A 20684-nucleotide genomic window follows, 5' to 3' on the forward strand; every position below is an offset into this window, starting at 1 on the left:
AGACGATACTAAAAGCCCCGACGGCTTGTCCAAGGGATCGGATGAATTCTCCTTAAAAGTGGAGATGGCGGCGGGCGCAGCGCTTCCTGGGCGGGGGCCCCGCCGCCGACGGCTCGTCGTGGACACGTGCGTCTGCGCTGCACCGCGATGGCCTAACCGGAAGCGCCCGACGTCGCTGCCGTACGCAGTTGAGACCGCAAGATCCGGTACTCCAACAAGCCGGCCCGCATCTGCTCGTAGATCGCGGACCCCGGAAGCGCGAGAAAGTTGGCCACCCGAGCATTTCCGTCGCCGTACACCTGTTCCCAGTTACTGCTCGCCAGATCGCGCGAGGCCAGTACGTTCGCCGTGATGTCACGGTCGTCGTCGGTGACAAATCCGAGCTTCTGCAGCCGCGCCCGGACGCAGTCCCAGTCGTCGGGGCTCAGGAAGTCGGTGTGCAAAAACCATGCTCCCGGGCGGCAGATCCGGCGGACTTGGCTCAGGAACGTGGGCAGATTCCCGTACGAATGCGACGACTCGACATTGAGGACGGCGTCGCACGATTCGTCGGCCAGCGGGATGTCCAATGCGTCGCCCACGTGGAAGTCCGTCGAATCGGAAAGGTGCGTCTTTCGGCAGAACCCGATCGCTTCCGCGGACATGTCAATGCCGATGACCTGGGCGTTGAACTTTTCCGCGACGAGCCTGGAGTTGCCTCCGCGCCCACAGCCGATTTCGACGACGGTGCGGTCATTCAGGTCGATCGAGCCGATCACCTCGAACACCAGCCGGACCGAGTTGGCGTTGAAGGTGCCGTCGCGAACGGCGAACGCGGATTCGTTGCCGGAATCGGTTGGCACATAACCGTAATTGAGGAAAAACGACGAGTCGGCCACGCCGATGGCCTCGAAGCGGCGGCTCAGCAGATCGTAAAAGCTGCGCCACCCGCCGGCGGTCGTCGACAGTAGGTCATCAGCCAGGTGCGCCGACATCGCAACCCGGGAGTCATCCTGCACCGAAGCTCCGCTCTGTTGATCCATTATGTCGCCTTACCCGGCAGACCCGGCCGCACCGACGGGTTCCGCCCCGACCGACTCAGGCACCTGACCGGCCAGGTATTCGGCCAGCGACCCGATGGTCGGATAGTCGAATACCGCGGTCGCGGTGATCGTGAACGCACCGCCGAATTGGGGGAGCAACCTGTTACTGAACTCGACTGCCATCAGTGAATCCGTGCCCAGTTCCAGGAAGCGGCTGGTCGCGGCAGGCGGCTGGGCGAGCCTCAGGAAGTTCTGCACTTCGCGCCGGAGGTACTCGGTGAGGAAGCTGCCGCGCTCGGCCTCGGGCACCTCGTGCAGCCGCCGAAGCAACTCGCTGTCGCCGGTTGCCGCTGCGACGGCACTCGGGAGCACGTGGTCCAGGATCGCCGGGCGAGTGCCGCCGAGCCCCTTCGCCGCACGCGCCCAGTTGGCTTTCAGGACGGTCGCCTGCCCGGTGCCGTGGGCGATGATCTCGCCGAGGCCGGTCAGCGCGGCCGAGGGCTCCAGTGGAATCAGGCCTTGCGCACTGAGATTGGCGCGCGCGGCATGCGAGGTGGCCATGCCACCCTTCGCCCAGGGGCCCCAGTTGATGCTGGTCGCGGGCAGACCGTGGGCCCTGCGGTCGGCAGCGAGTCCGTCGAGCAGCGCGTTGGCCGTCGCGTAGTTGGCCTGGCCGGGTGAACCGATCACGCTGGACGCCGACGAGTACACCAGGAAGAACTCCAGGTCGTCGGCTCGTGTCAACCGATCCAGGTGGCAGGCGCCGAACGCTTTGGGCGCCAATACCGTCCGGAAACGTTCCAGGCTCTGCTGGGTGAGCAGCGCGTCGTCGAGCACGCCCGCCAGGTGTGCCACGCCCGCGAGCGGCGGCAGCTCCGCCCGGATCCGCTCCAGCAGCTCTCCGGCCTGCGCCGGATCGCCGACGTCGGCGGTGAAGGTGTGGATGCGGCACCGGTACCGCTCCGCCATGTCGGCAATGGCGCGCTGCGTATCCGCGTCCGGCATACGTCGACTGGTCAGCACGATGTCGCCGGCCCCGAGCTGGGCCAGGTGCGCTGCGGTGTGCAGACCGAGTGCGCCGAGGCCGCCGGTGATCAGATAGCTCCGATCACCGCGCGGCTGTAGCGGTTTGGGCATCTGCAACACGATCTTGCCGATGTGCCGTGCCTGCTGCATGCGACGGAACGCGGTCTTCGCCTCGGTGAGCGGGTAGACCTCGACGGCGATAGGCGCAAGCTCGCCGCCCGCCATGCTGTCGGCCAACTCCGCCAGCAAGGTGCCCGTCCGCTCGGGTTCGTGCTCGATGCAGTAGTCCAGCGCGATGATCTCGTAGTCGATATCGGGACGGGCCGCCGCCATCTGTTCGCGCGTCCAGATGTCCCGCTTGGCGATCTCGGCGAACCGGCCGCCCGGTGCGGTGGCCCGCACGGTCGCTTCGATGAACCCGTCGTTGGTGAGGCTGTTGAGCACCACGTCGACGCCCGCACCGCCGGTGTCGGCCAGGATCTGGTCGGCGAAATCTGTGCTGCGCGAGTCGTAGACGTGTTCCACGCCCATCTCGCGCAGCGCCGCCCGCTTGTAGGTGCTGGCGGTGGCGAAGACGGTCGCACCGCGCTGCTGGGCGATCTGGATCGCCGCCAGACCGACGCCGCCACTGGCGGCGTGAATGAGCACCCGGTCACCGGGCCCCACCTTCGCCCAGTCGAACGCGAGCCGGGTCGTCAACGCCCCTGCGGGGATGGTGGCCGCGGCTACCGCGCTCACGCCGTCCGGCACCGGCGCCAGGAACTGGGCCGGCACATTGACCCGGCTGGCGAAACCGCCCGGCATGAAGCCGAAGACACGCTCACCGACCTCGAATTCGGTGACGCCGTCTCCCAACGCCGTGACGACGCCGGCGAGGTCGCCGCCCCCGATCCGTCCGGGATCGCCCGGATACAGGCCGAGCACGTTGAGCACATCCCGGAAGTTGAGGCCCGCGGCCTCGACCCTGATCTGCACCTGCCCCGCGCTGGGCGGCGGCACCTGTGTCTCGATCAGACGAAGGTTGTCGATGGCGCCGCGTTCGGTCGGCTCCAGCAGGTAATCTCCGGCACCAGGTATCGGGAGATGGCCGTCGCGTGACCACGGCAGTAGCCGCGGCACCAAGTACTTTCCCTGGCGCAGTGCGAGTTCGGGCTCTTGCAGGGGTGCGCCGGCTGCACCGAGCAGCCCGGTCAGTGCGTGCACGGCGTCGTCGAATCCGTCGCAGTCGACCAGCCTGCAACTCAGGGCCGGTTGCTCGGTGATGACGGTGCGGCCGAACCCCCACAGCGCCGATTGCACCGGGTCGACCGGTTCGCCGGCCTCGGTCGCCACGGCTCGTTCGGTGACGATCCACAGTCCGCCGGTCAGTTTCAGGTCCGGCTGGGCCTGCAGCGTCCGTACGACGGTGAGCAGCCGATCGATCTCGATCTCCAGCCGCGCGGCGAATTCGGCACCCGCCTCTGGCGCGCCGGGCCGCCGGTTGCTGCGCCAGACGATGCCGGCGACCGGGGCGCCGCGCTCGGCCGCCCGGGTGAACAGCCGGCTCCACGATTCCGGATCGGTGTCGTGGTCCAACGAGACGCAATCGGGAAGGTGGGCGGCCAACTCGTCGAATCCGGCGATCAGCCAGGTGCCGTCGCCGGTGCCGGTAGCGGTGCCCGGTGCCGGCGGCGCTATCTCCTGCCAGCCAAGGGTGTACAGGTTCCGGGTGCCGTCGCCGCCGAGTCCGCGCAACAACGCCTCGCGGGGCGCGCGTTTCACCGTGAACTCGCGAATTTCGCCGAGCTGGCGACCGTCGCGATCCACGAAATCGAGGTCGAAGACCTGTGTTTCGCTGTCGATACCGCCGCTCTGCCACCGCGCGCGGCAGTAGAACCGCTTCGGCAGCCGCTCACGCAGCACCACTCGTCCGTAGCGAAGCGGCAGGTAGAGATCTGCGACGTCGCCTTCTTCGGCGGCTGCGAGCACCGCCGGGAAGGCGGGGAAGGCGATTCCGGTGCACAGGTCGAGCAGCACCGGGTGGATCGGCTCGTTACCAAGCTGTTCGGCGAGCTCGTCGCCGATGGCGATATCGCCGACCGCCTCACCGTCGCCGGCCCACAGCGATTTGAGCGAGGTGGACCAGGTCGGACCCCAGGTCAGTTCCATGTCGGCGAAGGTGTCGAACAGCTGCTGCGGCCGTGTGCGGGCCAACCGTTCGCATGCGGCATCGATGGATTCCGTCGGCTCCGGCGCGGCCTCGACATCAGCGGCATCGCCGACGATCCGGCCATCGGCGTTCAACGACCACTCGGTTTCGCGGTCACGGTATGGGCGGCTGTGCACCTGGAAGGTCCAGCCACCGCCGTCTTCGACCGGGTGCACGGTTAGTTGCACCTCCCGGGAAGTTTTCTCGCCCAGGATGATCGGCTCGTAGAAGAAGACGTCACGGACCTGCGCCGGGGTCCCGACCGCGGCAATGGCCATCGTCGCGTAGGTTGCGCCCGGAACGACAACGGTGCCGTAGATGACGTGATGGGCCAGCCACGGCTGCGAATTGATGGACCACCGGCTGGTGTAGACGACGTCGCCGGTGGCGAGATCCTTGGCGCTACCCAGGATTGCGGATCCGGCAGCGCCATCGGCGCGGATGTCGGCAGACTTGGGCCAGAAGCGACGCCGCTGGAAAGGATAGGTGGGCAATTCGAGCTTCCGGCGTGGCCGATGGTGCAGCGCGGTGAAATCGGGCCGATGCCCGGCGACGTAGGCCGCGGCCAGCGCTTCTGTCATCTGACGCTGGGCATTGGTGTTCTTGCGCAGCGACACGATCGGCTGCGGAGCGGCTGAGGATTCCGGCCAGGCCTGCAGCGCGGCGCCGGTCAGAATCGGTTGCGGACCGATCTCCATCAGCACCGAACAGCCGAGCTGCGCCACGGTGTGCACGCTTTGGGCGAACTGCACCGGCTGCCGGGAATGCCGCCGCCAATAGCCGCCGTCCAGCGGGGTTTCCGCGGTGAGAACCTCGCCGGTGCGGTTGCAGACCAGCGGCAGGGTCGGCACCGTGAATTCGAATCCCTGTGCATACGACTCGAATTCGTCGAGCGCCGGTTCCAGCAGCTCGGAGTGGAAGGCGTGACTGGTGTCCAGCCAGGTGCAGCGGACGTCCTCGCCGGTCAGCCTGGCCACAATCTGTTCCAGATCCGCGACCGGACCCGACAGCACGGTGTTGGGGCCGTTGTAGGCGGCGACGGAAATCTGCCGGAATTCGTCGGCGACGCGCTCCACCCGTTCGGCGTCGGCGAACACCGCCACCATCCGGCCGCCCTCGGGCAGGTTGCCGAACAGCCGGCCGCGTTCGGCCATCAGGCGGGCCCCGTCCTCGAGGCTGAACACGCCGGCCACGCACGCCGCGGCGTACTGGCCCACGCTGTGCCCGAGCACCACGTCGGGCTCGATGCCCCACGACTGCCACAACCGGGCCAGGCCCATCTCGACCGCGAACAGCGCCGGTTGCGCAAAAGAGGTGTGCCGCAGTGCTTTTCTGGCGTCACCGTCGGCCTCGTCGTCGGTGTCGAACAGCACCTCCAGCAGTGCACGCGGCAGCAGTCCATCGACGGCCTCCGCGCATCGCCGCACGACGTCGGCGAACACCGGCTCGGTGTCGAACAATTCGCGCGCCATGCCCGGGTACTGACTGCCCTGACCGGTGAACAGCCACGCCGTCTTCGGCCGGTCACCGCACACGCCGCGCACCGCGCCCGGTCCCAGCCGGTCCTCGGCCAGCCCGGCCAGCAGCTCGCGGCCGCCCTGAACCGAATCCACCACGAACGCGGCCCGGTGCTCGAAATGCGAACGCCCCACTCCGGCGGTGAAGCACACATCGGCGAGGTCGGTCTTCGGGTGCGCGTCCAGCCAGGCTCCGTATAGCTGCGCCAACGCCGTCAGCGCCTGCGGTGATCGTGCCGACAGCGGTAGCACGCAGGCGGATTCCGCTGGTGCCGGCCCGGGTGCCGCCTCGGCATCGGGTGCCGGTTGCGACGGCGCTTCCTCGATCAGGACGTGTGCGTTGGTGCCGGAGAACCCGAAGGAGCTTGTTCCGGCGCGACGGGGCCTGCCGTTGGCCTGCCAAGCAATCGGCTTGTCCACCACCCGGACCGGCAGGGAAGCCCACGGAATGTTCGGCGACGGGTTCTCGAAGTGCAGGTTCTGCGGCAGAACTTCGTGCTGCAGCGACAACACCACCTTGATCAGGCCGGCGATGCCCGCTGCCGATTCGAGGTGTCCGATGTTGGTCTTCGCCGATCCGATCAGCAGCGGGTGCTTCGAGTCACGGCCGGCACCGTAGACGGCCGCGGCGGCCTGCACCTCGATCGGGTCTCCCAGTGAGGTGCCCGTGCCGTGCGCCTCGAGGTAATCGACGTCGCGACCCTCGACACCGGCACGAGCGAGAGTCATGGCGATAAGTCGTTGCTGCGCGCCACCGTTGGGCACTGTCAAACCGCTGGAAGCGCCGTCCTGATTGACCGCGCTGCCCCGGATGACCGCGCAAATCTGATCGCCGTCGCGCTGCGCATCGCTGAGCCGCTTGAGCACCAGAATCCCGCAGCCCTCACTGCGGGCGTAGCCGTTCGCGGCGGCGTCGAACGTCTTGCATCGGCCGTCGGCGGACAGCATCCTGGCGCGCGAGGTGGCAACGAGGGACGCCGGGCTCACCAAGACATTCACCCCACCGGCCAGCGCCATGTCGCAGTCACCGGAATGCAAAGCCTGGCAGGCCTGATGGACGGCCACCAGCGACGCACTGCACGCGGTGTCCACCGCCATCGCCGGCCCTTCCAGCCCCAGCGCGAACGCCACCCGGCCCGCGATGACATTGAGCGCATTGCCGGTGATGAAGTGGGCCTCGATGGTCTCCACCGAGTTGGCGTTGAGCAGCTGCGAATACTCGTTGGCGGCCACCCCCACGAACACCCCGGTTCGGCTGCCGCGCAACGACGCCGGCGCATACCCGGCCCTTTCCAGCCCTTCCCACGCAATCTCGAGCATCAGCCGTTGTTGCGGATCCATCCAGACGGCCTCACGCGGGGAGATTCCGAAGAACTCCGGATCGAATCCGTCGATCTTGTCCAGGTATCCGCCGTAGCGGGTGTAGATCTTGCCCGGCGCCTCAGGATCCGGGTCGTAATACTCGTCGACGTCGAAGCGGTCGTCCGGGATCTCCCGGATCGCATCGACACCGCCGGCCAGCAACTCCCAATACGCCTCCGGATCAGGGGCGCCCGGAAAACGGCAGGCCACCGCCACGATCGCGATCGGCTCGTCGCTGCGCATCGGGATTGAATCCGGTTGTGCCGCTGGCTTAGTGGACGTCGGCGCGCCGATACTGAGTACGTCGTCGAGCAAGTAGTCCGCCACGTCGACCAGGCGTGGATAGTCCATCGCCAAGGTCGCCGGCAACTCCTGGCCGATGGCCCGCTCGACCCGGGTCCGCAGCTCCACGGCCATCAGTGAATCCATGCCGACGGCGAAGAATCCGGACTCGTCGCGGATCTCTTCCGCGTCGAGCCGGGTCACCTCCGCGACGACGTCGCGCAAATAATCCACCACCAGTTGCTTACGTTGCTGCGCAGGAGCGGCGGTGAGCCGGTCCACCAGCTGGGTGGTCCCGGACGCTGAAGCCGGCGTCGACTCGGGCACCTCGTGCTGCAACTGAGCCAGGAATGCCCGCTTGCCCGCCAACTGGTAGAGCGGAAGGAAGGTGGCCCAGTCGATCCGGGCCACCACGCCTCCGACGGCAGAGGTCGCCATCAGATCAGCCAGACCGGCCAGTGCATCGGCGGGTGACAAGGTGGCGACACCGCGCTTGTTGAGCTGCGCGCGGGCGTCTTCGTCGGCCATGCCGGGGGCCGACCACGGACCGAAGTTGACGCTGGTCCCGGGCACACCAAGCTGGCGCTGCCGCCAAGCCAGCCCGTCGAGGAAGGCGTTGGCCGCGCTGTAGGCGGTTTGGCCGAAGCTGCCCCACACCCCGGAGATCGAGGAGGTGCTGACAAAGAAGTCCAGCTCCAGCTCGGCGACCGCCTCCGTCAAATGCCAAGCACCCCAGACCTTCCCGGCGAACACGCGATCGACCTCGTCGTCGTCCAGGTCTTGCAGGGGGGTGCTGCCGATCTCGCCCGCGGCGTGCACGATGCCGGCCAGCGGCGGCAGTTCGGCCTGCACGCCTGCCAGCAGGCGGGCGACGTGGTGCGGATTGGCGACGTCGGCCGCGGTGACCCGGATGTCGCAGCCGGATTGTTCCCGCAGCGCATCGATACGCTGCTGCGCGGCGTCGCTGGGGGAGCGGCGACTGGTGAGCACCAGCTGCCGGGCACCGTGCCCGGCCAGGTATCCGGCGATTTCCAGTCCGATCGCGCCCAGTCCGCCGGTCACCAGATAGGTTGCGTCAGAGCGCAATACCAACGGCGTCGCGACCGGCTGTCCGGTGCGTCGGGTCAGCCGGGGGAGGTAGACCGCGTGATCCCGCAGCGCGAACTGGTCTTCGGCGGGTGGCCCCGTCATCAGCTGGTCGATCAATCGCGACCACACTGTGTCATCCAAGGCACCTGTTGCCGACAGATCTGCCAGTCCACCCCACAGTCGTGGATGTTCCAGCGCGGCGGCCCGGCCGAAGCCCCACAGGGCACTCTGATCCGGCGCCACGTTGTCCGCGGCCGTGACGCGTTGCCCACCGCGGGTGATCAGCCAGATGGGTGTCCGCAGTTCGGCGGCGGCCGCGGCCCGGAAAAGCCGCCGTGTGCCGCTCAGGACCCGGATCTGCATCCGCTCCAGCGACCGCGTCGAGGTGGCACCGCTGCGGTCGAGGGCCGCGAGATGCAGTATCTGTGGCGCCGTTTCGTCGGAGGCCGCAGCGCGTAGCGTAGCTTCGAGTCGCTCCTCGTCTGCGTCGGTCACCGGCAACCCGAGAACCTGATGCCGATGTCCCCGCGCCGTCAGCAGGTCGGCCAACGGCGCCACGGCCTCGGCGTCATCGCCGATCAGCAGCCAGCTGGTGCCCTCGCCGGCTGGCGCGCCCGACGCCGCCGTAGAGGCGCATTTCTCCCAGCGGATCTCGTAGCGGGAGTCGGTGATCGACTGCGCCTTACGCTGTTGGTTATGCTGCGCGGCAACCTGTGTCAGCAGATCGACGGCCTGCTGATTGCCGCTGCCGCCATCGAGTAACGCGACGAGCTCCTCGATCTGGCCGTCCTCGAGCAGCCGGATCGTCTCGGTCCGCATGGCCTGGGTCTCGTCGAAGCTCTGGGTAGGCCGGACCCGCTTCTCGCGGAACCAGTACTGGCGGTGCTGGAACGGATAGGTGGGCAGGTCGAGTTTGCCCGCCGGCCGCCGCTGGAGTGCGCCGAAGTCGGGCAGGTGGCCGACGATGTAGGCGTTGGCAAGGGCTTCGGCGATCTGGCGGTGGTCGGCCTTGTTCTTGCGCAACGAGGGGATCGCCCGAGGCGCGGTGGCCGGATCAGGCCAGGCCCGCAGAGCCGCCGCGGTGAGCACCGGTTGCGGGCCGACCTCGAGCAGCATCGTGCAGTGCAGGTCGGCCAGGGTGCGCACACTCTTGGCGAACTCGACTGGCCGTCGCGCGTGCTGGCGCCAGTAGACGCCGTCCAGCTTCGCAGTTCTGCCCAGCGCAGCGCCGGTGCGGTTGCAGACCAATGTCCGTTGCGGTGCGGCGAACTCGAAGCGATTCGCGTACCCCTCGAAGTCGTCGAGCACGGTATCCAACAGCGCCGAATGGAAGGCGTGGCTGGTGTCCAACCAGTCGCAGCGCAGACCATCGGCTTCCAACCCGGCGACCGCCTGGTCCAGATCCTGCGCTGGTCCCGACAGCACGGTGTTGGCGCCGTTGTAAGCGGCCACCGACAGACTCGGAAAATGGTCCGTCACACTTTCCACCCGCTCGGCGTCGGCGAACACCGCGACCATCCGACCGCCGTCGGGCAAGCTGCCGAACAAGCGGCCGCGCTCGGCCAGCAGCAGGGCGCCGTCTTCGAGGCTGAACACACCCGCGACGCAGGCCGCGGTGTATTGGCCGACGCTGTGGCCGATCACCACGTCCGGTTCGAAGCCCCACGACTGCCAGAGCCGGGCCAGGCCCATCTCCACCGCGAACAGGGCAGGCTGGGCGTAGCTGGTTTGCCGCAGGGTGTCGTCACCGTCCGGATCGAAAATGACGTCCAGCAAAGGCTTGTCGAGCACGTCGTGTACCGCCGCCGCGCACCGGGTCATCGTGTCGGCGAACACCGGCTCGGTCTCGAACAACTCGCGCGCCATGCCGGCGTACTGGCTGCCCTGGCCCGGGAACAACCACGCCGTCCTCGGCTTGTCGGCGCACTCTGCGCGCATCAAACCCGTTGCCGGGCGATCCTCGGCCAGCGCACGGAGCAACTCACGCGCGGATTCGGTCGAATTGACCACCAACGCGGCCCGGTGCTCGAAGTGTGATCGTCCGGCTCCGGCGGTAAAGCAGAGATCGGCCAGCGACGTCTCGGGGTGGGCGGCGAGCCAGTCGCCGTATCCCGCGGCCAGGTCCACCAGGGCGGCCGGGCTACGTGCCGACAGCGGCAGCAGGCTGAACCGCCTGTCGTCTTCGGGCGGCGCGGGAGCCTGGCTCACCGCGACGGGCGCCTCCTCGACGATGACGTGCGCGTTGGTCCCGGAAAACCCGAACGAACTGACTCCGGCGATACGTGGCCGGCCGTCGCGCGTCCAGGGCTGGGCCTCGTCCACCACCCGTACCGCGAGCCGGTCCCACGGAATGTGCGGCGACGGGTTGGTGAAGTTCAGGTGCTTCGGCAGCACCTCGTGCTCCAGCGACAGGACGACCTTGATCAGACCCGCGATGCCGGCGGCGGCCTCCAGGTGCCCGATGTTCGTTTTCACCGACCCGATCAGCAGCGGCCGGCTGGCGGCACGCCCCTTGCCCAAGGCCGCGCCGGCGGCCTGGACTTCGATCGGGTCACCCAGCGACGTCCCGGTTCCGTGCGCCTCGAGGTAGCCGACATCGCCGGCCGCGACGCCCGCGCGCTCCAGCGCTTCGGCGATGACGCGTTGCTGGGCGACCCCGTTCGGCACCGTCAAACCGCCCGATGCGCCGTCCTGGTTGACTGCGCTGCCGCGGATCACGGCCCGGATCCGGTCACCGTCGCGGATCGCGTCCTGCAGGCGTTTGACGACAATGACACCGCAGCCCTCGCCGCGCACGTAGCCGTCCGCGGCCGCGTCGAAGGTCTTGCACTTGCCGTCCGGGGCCAGCATGTGCGCGTGCGAGAAGGTCATCGCGGTCTTGGCGCTGAGCATGACGTTCACGCCGCCGGCCAGCGCGAGGTCGCATTCTCCGAAGTGCAGCGCCTGGCAGGCCTGGTGTAAGGCCACCAGCGACGAGCTGCACGCCGTGTCGACGGACACCGCCGGACCCTGCAGCCCCAGCCCGTAGCTGATCCGGCCCGCCCCCGCCGCCGACGACGTCCCGATCGCCACGTAGGCCTCGATCTCGGCGGGGCTCAGCTGCTCGGAGATCAACCCCAGATAGTCGTGGGTGCCCAGACCCATGAACACACCGGTCTTGGTGTTCGCCAGAGCCGACGGCGCGGTGCCGGAATGCTCCACCGCCTGCCACGACGTCTCCAGCAACAGCCGGTGCTGCGGGTCGATCAACATCGTTTCCCGCTTCGACAGCCCGAAGAAGGGTGCGTCGAATCCCGTTACGTCATCGATGAAGCCGGCGCGGCGGCTGACGATCTTGCCGGGCGCGTCCGGATCCGGGTCGTAGTACTCCTCGACATCCCAGCGGTCTTGCGGCACCTCCGATATCGCGTCGCGGCCGTGCTGCAGCACATCCCAGAATTGCTCCGCGTCAGCAGCACCCGGAACGCGCAGCGCGTAGCCGACGATCGCAAACCCCTCGTTAACCCCCCGTGTTTCACGTGCCCGAATGGGTGTCTCGATGGTCAAGGGGCTGTCCTCTCGGCGGGTTTTGTTGTCGCTTGGCCGTGCGGGCGCCGCGGCCCGGAAAGTCGGCGAGCGTTAGGCACGACCTTGGAACGGGCGAGCGGGTAGCTCACTCCAACGGCCGCATAGTTGGACATGAGTAGAACAAGTTCCAAACCATACTGGAGGCCTGGACGCTTGATCCAGGGTTTCGGCAAAAACATCTCCGATGCCGGACTCGGTACGGCTGGCCGCCGCGTCCCGCGCCCAGGGACGAAGGTCAGTGCCGGTCAGCCGACACGCGACACGCCGGCGAACTCTTCCAGCACGTCGGCCGCGGCCGCCGCGCTGGTGGCGGGCTCGGTGATCCGGGTGGCGAACTCGCGGGCCCGGGCGACGTAGTCGTGGGCCAGGATGGTGCGCAGATCCGCGACCAGCGATTCCTCGGTCGCGCTGGAAAAGCGCCGGGCAGTGCCCACTTTCAGTCGTTTCACCGCGGCTCCGTAGACCGCGTGGACGAGGTCCCAGTAGAGGATCAGCTGCGGGACGCCCGCGCGCATGGCAATCGGCGTGGTGCTCGAGCCGCCGTGGTGGACGAGCGCGCGGCAGGCGGGGAAGACGGTCGTGAAATTCACTGCGCCCACCACCTTGACGTGGTCGACATGTGGGACGTCGCTGAAGTCGGAGCCGGCCGCGCCGACCAATGCCCGTTGTCCCAGCCGCGCGCAGGCGGCGGCGATCATCGCGATCGTGTCGGTCGGAGATTCCACCGGGATGCTGCCGAACCCGAAGTAGATCGGCGGTGTTCCGCCGGCAATCCATGCCGTGACCTCGGCATCGGTGTCCGTCGACAAACCGAGGGTCAGCGTGCCGACAAACGGGCGCTGATACCCGCGGTGCGCCCATTCGGCTGCCAGCCCCGGAAAGCAGGCCGCGTCGTAGGCCTGGATCTCCAGTGCTCCGCGGTCGGTGATCCGTCGCGGTGCGGAGCCGGTGGCGTCGGACAGGCCGAGTTCGCGGCGCTGGGCGCCCTCGACCTTCTTCATCCCACGCCACGACAACCACCAGAACGCCGTCACCGCCCAGCGGGCCACCGGCGCGGGCAGAAATCGGAGGGTCTGGCCGTTGGGCCGCAGCGGAAAGTAATGCAACGTGGCCAACGGAATGTCGTAGTACTCGGCGACGTTGGCGGCGGCGTCCTCGAAATTGATGCCGGTGAACAGCAGGTCGGCGCCGTCTGCCAGCGACATCAGCGTGGTGCTCATCTCCTGCCAACCACGCAGGAGCGGACCCGCGATAGCGAGCCGCGATGTGATCAGGTCCCGGATCCGCCAGGGGCGACTGAAGAAGCACGTCCAGAACTCGCGATGCGAGTCCAGGATCGACTGCGCCGCCGGTCCGAAGCCCACCGCCGTGACCCCGGCGGCCTCGGTGAAGCCGACCAGGTCGGGCGGGACGGCCATGCGCACGTCGTGCCCTCGGCGCACCAACTCACGACCGACCGCGAGGTTGGGCTCGATATCGCCGCGGCTGCCCCAACTGGCCAGCACAAACTTCATCCCGGGTCCTTACTTCGCAGCGGCGCCCGCGGTCAGAAATTCGCCGAGATACCGGGGCGATTTGAGGTTCAGCAAGCGCTTGCGGTCGGCTTTGAGATCGGCGTAGGTGAGCGCATCGACTTCGGCTGCCGAGTAGGCCAGTCGTGATTCCGGCGTGCCTTTGCGGACGACCCCGACGCCCATGTCGCATTTGAGCACCGCGACTCGCAGGTCGCGCCGCTGGCTGCGCAGATAGACGATCGACTTCCAGACGTCGCCGCTCCAGATGCCGATCACCAGCGGCCCTTTCTGTTGCGCGATGAAGTCTTCCCACGTTTCGGCGCGCCGCCCGATCAGCTCGAGCGCGGGGTTGCAGTCGTGCAGGAAGATGACGCCGTCGTCCTTCAGATAACGGAGGGTGTTTTCGACGTCGCGTACCACCTGCTGGTAGGTGTGCAGTCCGTCGATCAGTGCGACGTCGATGGGGCGCTCGGCGAGGAAGCTCGCCTGCTCGGCGAAGAAGGCGTCGCTGGTGGTCTCGAAGTAGTGCGTTGCGCGCGCCTTGGCGTTGGCCATCCTGCGAGTCCGCTCGGAGAGTTTGAACGCCGGGTCGACGGCGATCTTCTGGTCGGCTCCGACGCGCCGGAACGCCTGACCTTTGGAAACGCCGATCTCCAGGTACACCGGGTTGACCCGGCCGTCCAGGGCCCGCTGCACGGCCCGGATCCGGTTCGCGCCCGGCAGCGCGTCGGCCAACATGACGAGTCTGTCGTTGAAGTTCACCGCACGATCCTCTCCGCCAACTCGGTCTCTCACAAGAGGTTTGTTGAACGCGTGTGTGGTAAATCCCCGATCCGACGGTCGTGTCTCTTGACGAGGTAGGCGACCTTGGTCTAGACACCCTGGCCTCTCAATTCGACGCACGCATAATATCTGGGGCGTCGCACGTTGTGGCCGATTCGTGGGCTATCGGCTGGGCGTTCAAGTTTTGGCTTGTGACCATGACGTTGAGGAGTCGGATTCTGGCTGGCAGCGAACTGACTGCGCGCGAGGCGGAACGCGTCGTGTGGGACGTGATCGTGATCGGCACCGGCATGGGCGGCGCGATGTTGGGCTACCGGCTGGCGCGGTCCGGCCGCAGGGTGTTGTTCGTCGAGAAGGGGCGCTCAACACTGCCCGGGACGCCGGGAACGATTCGCGCGGCGATGCCGGAACTGGCCGAGCCGCTGGCGGCCCGTTCCGCGGGGGCCTATTACGACGCGTTGGCGCGGGGCGGGCGCTGCATCGATGAGATCGAAGACATCAGCGGACGCTTCTCAAAGCGGTTCGTGCCGTTCATCGGCAGCGGAACAGGTGGGTCGTCGGCGCTCTACGGCATGGTCTGCGAGCGATTCTTCACTGCCGATTTCACTCCCCGGCAGAACTTCCGCGACCCCGGTGACTCCACCGTGCCGGACGCCTGGCCGATCAGCTATCAGCAGATGGCGCCGTGGTATGCGGAGGCCGAGACATTGTTGGGGGTGCGCGGCCAGCCCGATCCGCTGCGCCCGGAGGCGGCCGGGGTCGGTCTGCCTGCGGCGCCGCCGTTTTCGGTAGATAACCAGCCGCTGGTCGACTATCTGGCGGGTCGCGGATTGCATCCCTATCACCTGCCGATGGCCTGCGAATACACCGAGGGTTGCGCCACCTGCCAGACCTATCTCTGCGATCAGTCATGTAAAAACGACGCCGCCCGCAACGGCGTGCTGCCCGCCCTGACCGAGCATGGCGCCCAGTTGCTGACGGAATGCCGGGTCGTGGGCTTGGATGCCGACCGCACCCAGGTCCGCCAAGTGATCTGCGAGCATCGCTCCGAGGTGCTGACCCTGCGAGCGAAGGTGGTGGTGCTGGCCGCCGGCGCGCTGGCCACCCCGGTGCTGTTGCTCGATTCCCGCTCAGGTGATTGGCCGCGGGGATTGGCCAACGGCTCCGACTGGGTGGGGCGCAACTTGATGCGCCATCTACTCGACCCGGTCGAGATCTGGCCGCAGCCCGGTCACACAACGACCGCCGCGAACAAGGAGATCGGGTTCAACGACTTCTACTTCTGGGAGGGCCAGAAATACGGCACCGTGCAGTCATTCGGCGCGATACCGCCGCTGGAGTGGCTGACCAACCGGCCCGGTGGGCGGGGGAGGGCACTGCGGCTGATGGGCCCGGCGGTGCGCAGAATCTACCGGCGGTTCTTCACCGGCGGGCTGGTGTTGGCCGCCATGACCGAAGACCTGCCCTATCTGGACAACCGGGTCCTGCCCAGCGACCGCCCCGGCGTGCACGGCCGCGCGCGGCTGCGAATCCAATATCGCCTGCACGCCAGTGAAATCGACCGCAGGACAACGTTTTTGCGGCAACTCAAAGAGGTGTTCAAGCCGTTTCGCACGATCCCGCTGGGCAGTGGGAAAGACAACACAAACCTGGGTCACGTCTGCGGCACATGCCGCTTCGGCACCGACCCCAAAACCAGCGTGCTCGACCCACACAACCGGGCGCACGAGCTGGACAACCTCTACGTGGTGGACACCTCGTTCTTCCCGTCCAGCGCCGGGTTGAACCCCAGCCTGACGGTCGCAGCCAACGCCTTACGGGTGGCCGCGCACGTCAACCACGCCCACTTCGCCACCTGACGACGACTGTTGAAGGATCGCTGATATGGATTTGTTTGTGCGCGAATCCGGCCCGGCTGGAGCGCCCGCCATCGTTTTCCTGCACGGCGGGGAAGTAAGCGGTCGATCCTGGCAGCCCGTTGTCGAACGATTGCAGCGGTACCGCTGTCTGGTCCCCGATCTGCCCCAGCACGGGAAGAGCTTGCAGCAAGGACCTTTCGAGATGGGCGCAGCCGCCATTGCGGTGGCCGAATTCATCGGGTCTCGGGTGGGCACTGGCCGAGTGCACCTGGTGGGCCATTCGCTCGGAGCCCAGGTAGGAGTGCAGTTGCTGGCGACAAAGCCAGACCTCGTCGATCGGGCGGTGCTGTGCGGCGCCGTAGTCGACGCGATGCCGATCGTTCGGCTGACAGCGCCCCTCCTGGGGTTGGTCGCCTGGATCTCACGGTCCGTCACTATGGGCAAGAATGCACGCTTTGTGAGGGTTCCGTCGGCCAAGGCCTATGACGACCGCGAGGATGTGCGTCCCATGCCGCCCGCGCAGGTCGCCCACCTCGTGGAGGCGTCCGCGGGGTTCACACTTCCCGAGAGACTCGACGAATCGACTTCGGCCGCATTGTTTCTCACTGGCTCCAAGGAGATGCGGTTCATCCGCCGCTCGTCGGCGACGCTCGCGCAACGAATGCCCAACGGAGTCGGCGGGGTCGCCATCGGAATGGACCACGACTGGCCCCTGCGCCATCCGGAGCTCTTCTCCCGGACCGTCGACGGCTGGCTCTCCGGGACGGCTCTGCCTTCCGAGATCGTCTTGTCGAACGCGGGTCATCACTGATCAAGGCGAGTGCGGCTACGAGGAGTGTCCCGAGGTCTTCATCACTTGCGCCACAGGGCACCCGTCCCGTCTATGTTCACTATCTCGGCGGATATTCCGTGCTTCGCGCGGTAGTCGGTGACTGCTTGTTCACACGCCTTCACCGCTTGGTAGTCATCGATGATGCAAAAACCGCCGGGCGACAGTCGTGGGTACAGCGCGTCGAGCGCTTGAATGGTGGATTCATACAGGTCGCCATCGAGCCTCAACACCGCGACCTGTTCAATCGCGGCGCCCGGCAGGGTGTCTTTGAACCAGCCGGGAAGAAAACAGACCCGATCATCCAGCAGCCCGTAGCGTTCGAAGTTCGCCCTGACATCGGCTTCCGACACTCCTAGAATTCCCGCCGCGAACTCCGATCGGATCCCCCTATCTGCTTGGTATTTCTCGGGATCCGAGCGCGGCACGCCTTGGAATGAATCGGCCAACCACACCCTGCGGGTCTCATCCCCGTAGGCTGCCAGGACGGCGCGCATCATGATGCAGGCCCCGCCGCGCCACACGCCACATTCGATCAGATCACCGGGGACGTCTTCGGCCAGTACCGTCTCGACGCAATGCTGCAGGCTCGTGAGTCGCTGCATGCCGATCATCGTCTCGGCCTCCGCCGGCCAGTCCAGGCCCAACTCGCGACCGTATTGGCCCGTTTCGTTGCGGACGGAGTGCAGGGTGTTGACCGCTTTGAAAAGCAGGCGCCGCCGAAGTGGCCACTCCGCGGGCATCCGCTCATGCATCCCGTATCTGGTGAGGTTGCGTCGGAGCAGGTCGAGGTACAGAGATCGGACGTCGTAATCGGTCACGGTCATAACTGCCTCAATCTGACGTTCCAGCATTACCGGCGCTGAGTCTAGGCAACTATCGGGCGTGTGTTGAACAGTTTTCCAGATCAGATCCCCCACAGTTTTCGGTCCAATTCAGTTCGGCGATTCGTCCCAAGCGCTGTTCGTCAATCTCGGGCGAGCGCGCGGTCGGCCAGCGCCCCGATTGCCGGTGCCAACAGCCGGGAGTATTCGAGCGTCAGGTGTTCCCAGTCGAAATACACCAGGGTGTTGCCGACGATCACCGGGCAGCTCTCAGCGGTGCAGAACAGGTCGGTGATGTTGGCGTAGTGTCCACCGCCGGCGTGGGTGGCGGCGGTTTCGGCGGCGATACCGGGGTCGTTCACCGCTGTCGACCGTGGCGGCGAGCAGGCGCTCGCGTCGTCGAGGTGGCCGGACAGGCAGATCGGCACCTGTGAGTGCGGATCGGGGATCGGCCCGAGCACCAGCACCTGCGCACCGGTGCCGCGCAGCTGCTGCACCAGGCGGGTCAGGCCGTCGATCCAGGCCGGGTCGTAGGACGTGAAACCCGACAGCCAGCCGCTGCCGTTGCCGGCACTGTAGCCCCGCCACATGCTCACCACGATCAGCCGCGGCTGCTCGGCCCGTAACCGGGCGATGATCTGAGCGCGCCACTGCTGGCAGTGTTCGAGGTGCTCGACGAGCTGAACGAGGTGGTTGGCGATGGGCAGGTCCATCGGTGGGCAGGCGCCCTTGCCCAGCATCTCCAGCCGCCAGTGCCGCCGCTCGGCGATCTGCCGGAACGCCGGGTTCCACATCGCGGCATGCGAGTCGCCAACCACGGCCACCGTCGTCGCCGAGGCGGTATCACCGGTCGCGCACTGCGGCTGTCCGGCCTCGAACGGCGTGCGCAGGCAGCCGTCGAACGAGTAGGCATTCTGTTCGGCGGCCGCGTCGGCGAGCGGCGGGTTGAGGTTCGACGGTACGGCGTTGAGTGCGGCGGAGGCCGTGACGGCGGCCTGCACCTGGGCGAACGCATGCTGCACCGCCGCGTCGTAGGCGCCCATCGCGGAGCCGGCGGGGGGAGGCGCCGAGGTGATGGTCAGCGCCGTCGCCGGTGCGCCGCGCCCGACCGGGGTGGGCGCCACGACCAGCAGCACCACGCCCACACAGACCGCAACCGCGGTGGCGGCACCGCCCAGCGCGAGGCTGGCCAGGGCAGAGCGGCGCAGGGCAGCGGCGAATCGCAACGGGTTCTCGACCAGACGCATGGTGAGCACCGCCAGCCCGCCGGAGAGCAGGGCCGCACCCAACCTGACGGCCAGCCCCACCGGATGCCCCAGCAACACCGGTGTGAGCACCAGCACCGGCCAGTGCCACAGATACCACGAATACGAGATCCGGCCGATCGCACGCATCGGCGACAATCCCAGAACGCGGCCACATCCCTGCGATGGTGCGCCACAGCCGGCACCGATCACCAGCACCGCGCCCAGGGTGGGCACCAGCGCAGCAATCCCCGGATACGGCGTGCCCGTACCGAACCGGTTGCAGGCCAGCAGGATCAGGGCCAGCCCCGCCAAGCCCGCGGTCGCGGCAGGCAGTGCTGGTAGTCGACGCCACTGCCCGGCCGTGAGCGCCACCAGGCCGCCGACGGCCAACTGCCAAGCCCGGGTGGGCAGCGAAAAGAACGCCGCGGCAGGCATCACATAGGTGACCGCCAGCGACAGCGCGAACGACACGGCCGCAACCAGCGCCAGCATCACCAGATACGGGCGCACCCGCGAGATGGCCCTGGCACCGCTGCGTCGGCGCGCACGTCGGATCAGCCAGGCCGTACCGATGATCAGGGGCGGCCACACCAGGTAGAACTGCTCCTCCACACCCAACGACCAATAATGCTGGAACGGCGAGGGCGGCAGGTGGCCGCCGAAGTAGTGGACGCCTTCAGCGATGAACCAGTAGTTGCCGACGTAGAGCGCGCTGGTGATGCCGTCACAAAGGACGTTGCGTACCTGCAATGGGGGTAACAGCAAAGCCGAGGCGATCATGGTGATGACGCCGACGGTGGCCGATGCCGGCAGCAGTCGGCGGGCCCGCGCCCCGTAGAAGCGGCTCAGCTTCACGGTGCCGGTGGTGCTGGTCTCGCGCCAGAGCAGCCCGGTGATCAGGAAGCCCGAGATGACGAAGAACACGTCCACGCCGACGAAGCCGCCGCCCACGCCGGGCACCTGTGCGTGGAAGAGGACCACGGCCACCACCGCGACCGCGCGCAAGCCCTCGATGTCCGGACGGAATTTTTTTTCTGCCGTGGGCCGATCCTGGACCCCTTCAGTAGGGCTAACACTTTCGGCCTGGACCAAGGTCACCTACCTGGCAGGAGGACGGCGTTCTTCGAATCGGGGAATTATCACACACCTGTTCAACAGGTTGGGTATGTTGGCCCATCATCACGGCATCGTCGTCGGCTCGGGAGCCTCTGGCTCTGTGGGCTGTCAAAGAGCTGACGAAAGGCGGCCCCAAGGTTGTCCGGTTTGAGGTGGGAACCTGGACATCGCCTCGACTTCCTTTCCAACGCAGAGGTTTTCGGGATTGTGGAAGCTCCGTTGAATCAGCGGTTAAGAGCCAGCTGGTTCAGTGCCGTGCCCGATGTAGTACGGCCTGATCCAGCCGAGAACCCGGAGCTGAATCGGTGAGCGTAGTCGTTGGTCCGACAGTGACAAGCCCAGCAGTGGATCGGACGAGTCTTCACCGCATATGGCACGCGATTCTGATGGGCATCGCGCTTCTGGTGGCTACGGCCTGTTACTTCGCGCCGGTCGTCCTCGTCGCGCTCGGCGTATTAC

At 67.2% G+C, this 20684-nt stretch carries 8 protein-coding genes; 2 read left to right on the forward strand and 6 right to left on the reverse strand.

The genetic code is table 11. The features are described 5' to 3' along the window. Window positions 1–152: 152 nt before the first annotated feature. From ABDV69_RS11930 to ABDV69_RS11945, 4 genes are all read right to left on the reverse strand, one after another. Window positions 153–1022 carry a methyltransferase domain-containing protein gene (locus ABDV69_RS11930; protein WP_343574525.1) on the reverse strand — a complete coding sequence of 290 codons (870 nt, stop codon included), beginning with the start codon at window positions 1020–1022 and terminating at the stop codon, window positions 153–155. A gap of 9 nt (window positions 1023–1031) precedes the next feature. Continuing rightward, window positions 1032–12032 (reverse strand): type I polyketide synthase, encoded by an 11001-nt coding sequence (locus tag ABDV69_RS11935; RefSeq protein WP_343574527.1) that lies wholly within the window; start codon window positions 12030–12032, stop codon window positions 1032–1034. Window positions 12033–12298: 266 nt separating this feature from the next. Beyond that, window positions 12299–13567, reverse strand: a complete 1269-nt coding sequence (locus ABDV69_RS11940; RefSeq protein WP_343574529.1) for a glycosyltransferase — start codon at window positions 13565–13567, stop codon at window positions 12299–12301. Between the two features lie 9 nt (window positions 13568–13576). After that, window positions 13577–14305, reverse strand: a complete 729-nt coding sequence (locus ABDV69_RS11945; protein WP_343574536.1) for a class I SAM-dependent methyltransferase — start codon at window positions 14303–14305, stop codon at window positions 13577–13579. A 242-nt stretch (window positions 14306–14547) separates the two neighbouring features. Between ABDV69_RS11945 and ABDV69_RS11950 the strand changes: the two genes are divergently transcribed. Together ABDV69_RS11950 and ABDV69_RS11955 are read left to right on the forward strand one after the other, a co-directional pair. Next, window positions 14548–16209 carry a GMC family oxidoreductase gene (locus ABDV69_RS11950; protein WP_343574531.1) on the forward strand — a complete coding sequence of 554 codons (1662 nt, stop codon included), beginning with the start codon at window positions 14548–14550 and terminating at the stop codon, window positions 16207–16209. 25 nt (window positions 16210–16234) lie between these two features. Then, a complete protein-coding gene (locus tag ABDV69_RS11955; protein WP_343574534.1) occupies window positions 16235–17020 on the forward strand; it encodes an alpha/beta hydrolase in 786 nt (261 codons plus the stop codon). Window positions 17021–17061: 41 nt separating this feature from the next. Here the strand turns inward: ABDV69_RS11955 and ABDV69_RS11960 are convergent, their stop codons facing one another. Both ABDV69_RS11960 and ABDV69_RS11965 read right to left on the reverse strand, forming a co-directional pair. Beyond that, complete coding sequence (locus ABDV69_RS11960) at window positions 17062–17859, reverse strand: TylF/MycF/NovP-related O-methyltransferase (RefSeq protein WP_343574537.1); 798 nt, start codon at window positions 17857–17859, stop codon at window positions 17062–17064. Window positions 17860–18005: 146 nt separating this feature from the next. Beyond that, complete coding sequence (locus ABDV69_RS11965; protein WP_343574540.1) at window positions 18006–20123, reverse strand: acyltransferase family protein; 2118 nt, start codon at window positions 20121–20123, stop codon at window positions 18006–18008. Between the last annotated feature and the right edge of the window lie 561 nt (window positions 20124–20684).

It is taken from the genome of Mycobacterium sp., from assembly GCF_039583785.1.
Lineage (GTDB): Bacteria > Actinomycetota > Actinomycetes > Mycobacteriales > Mycobacteriaceae > Mycobacterium.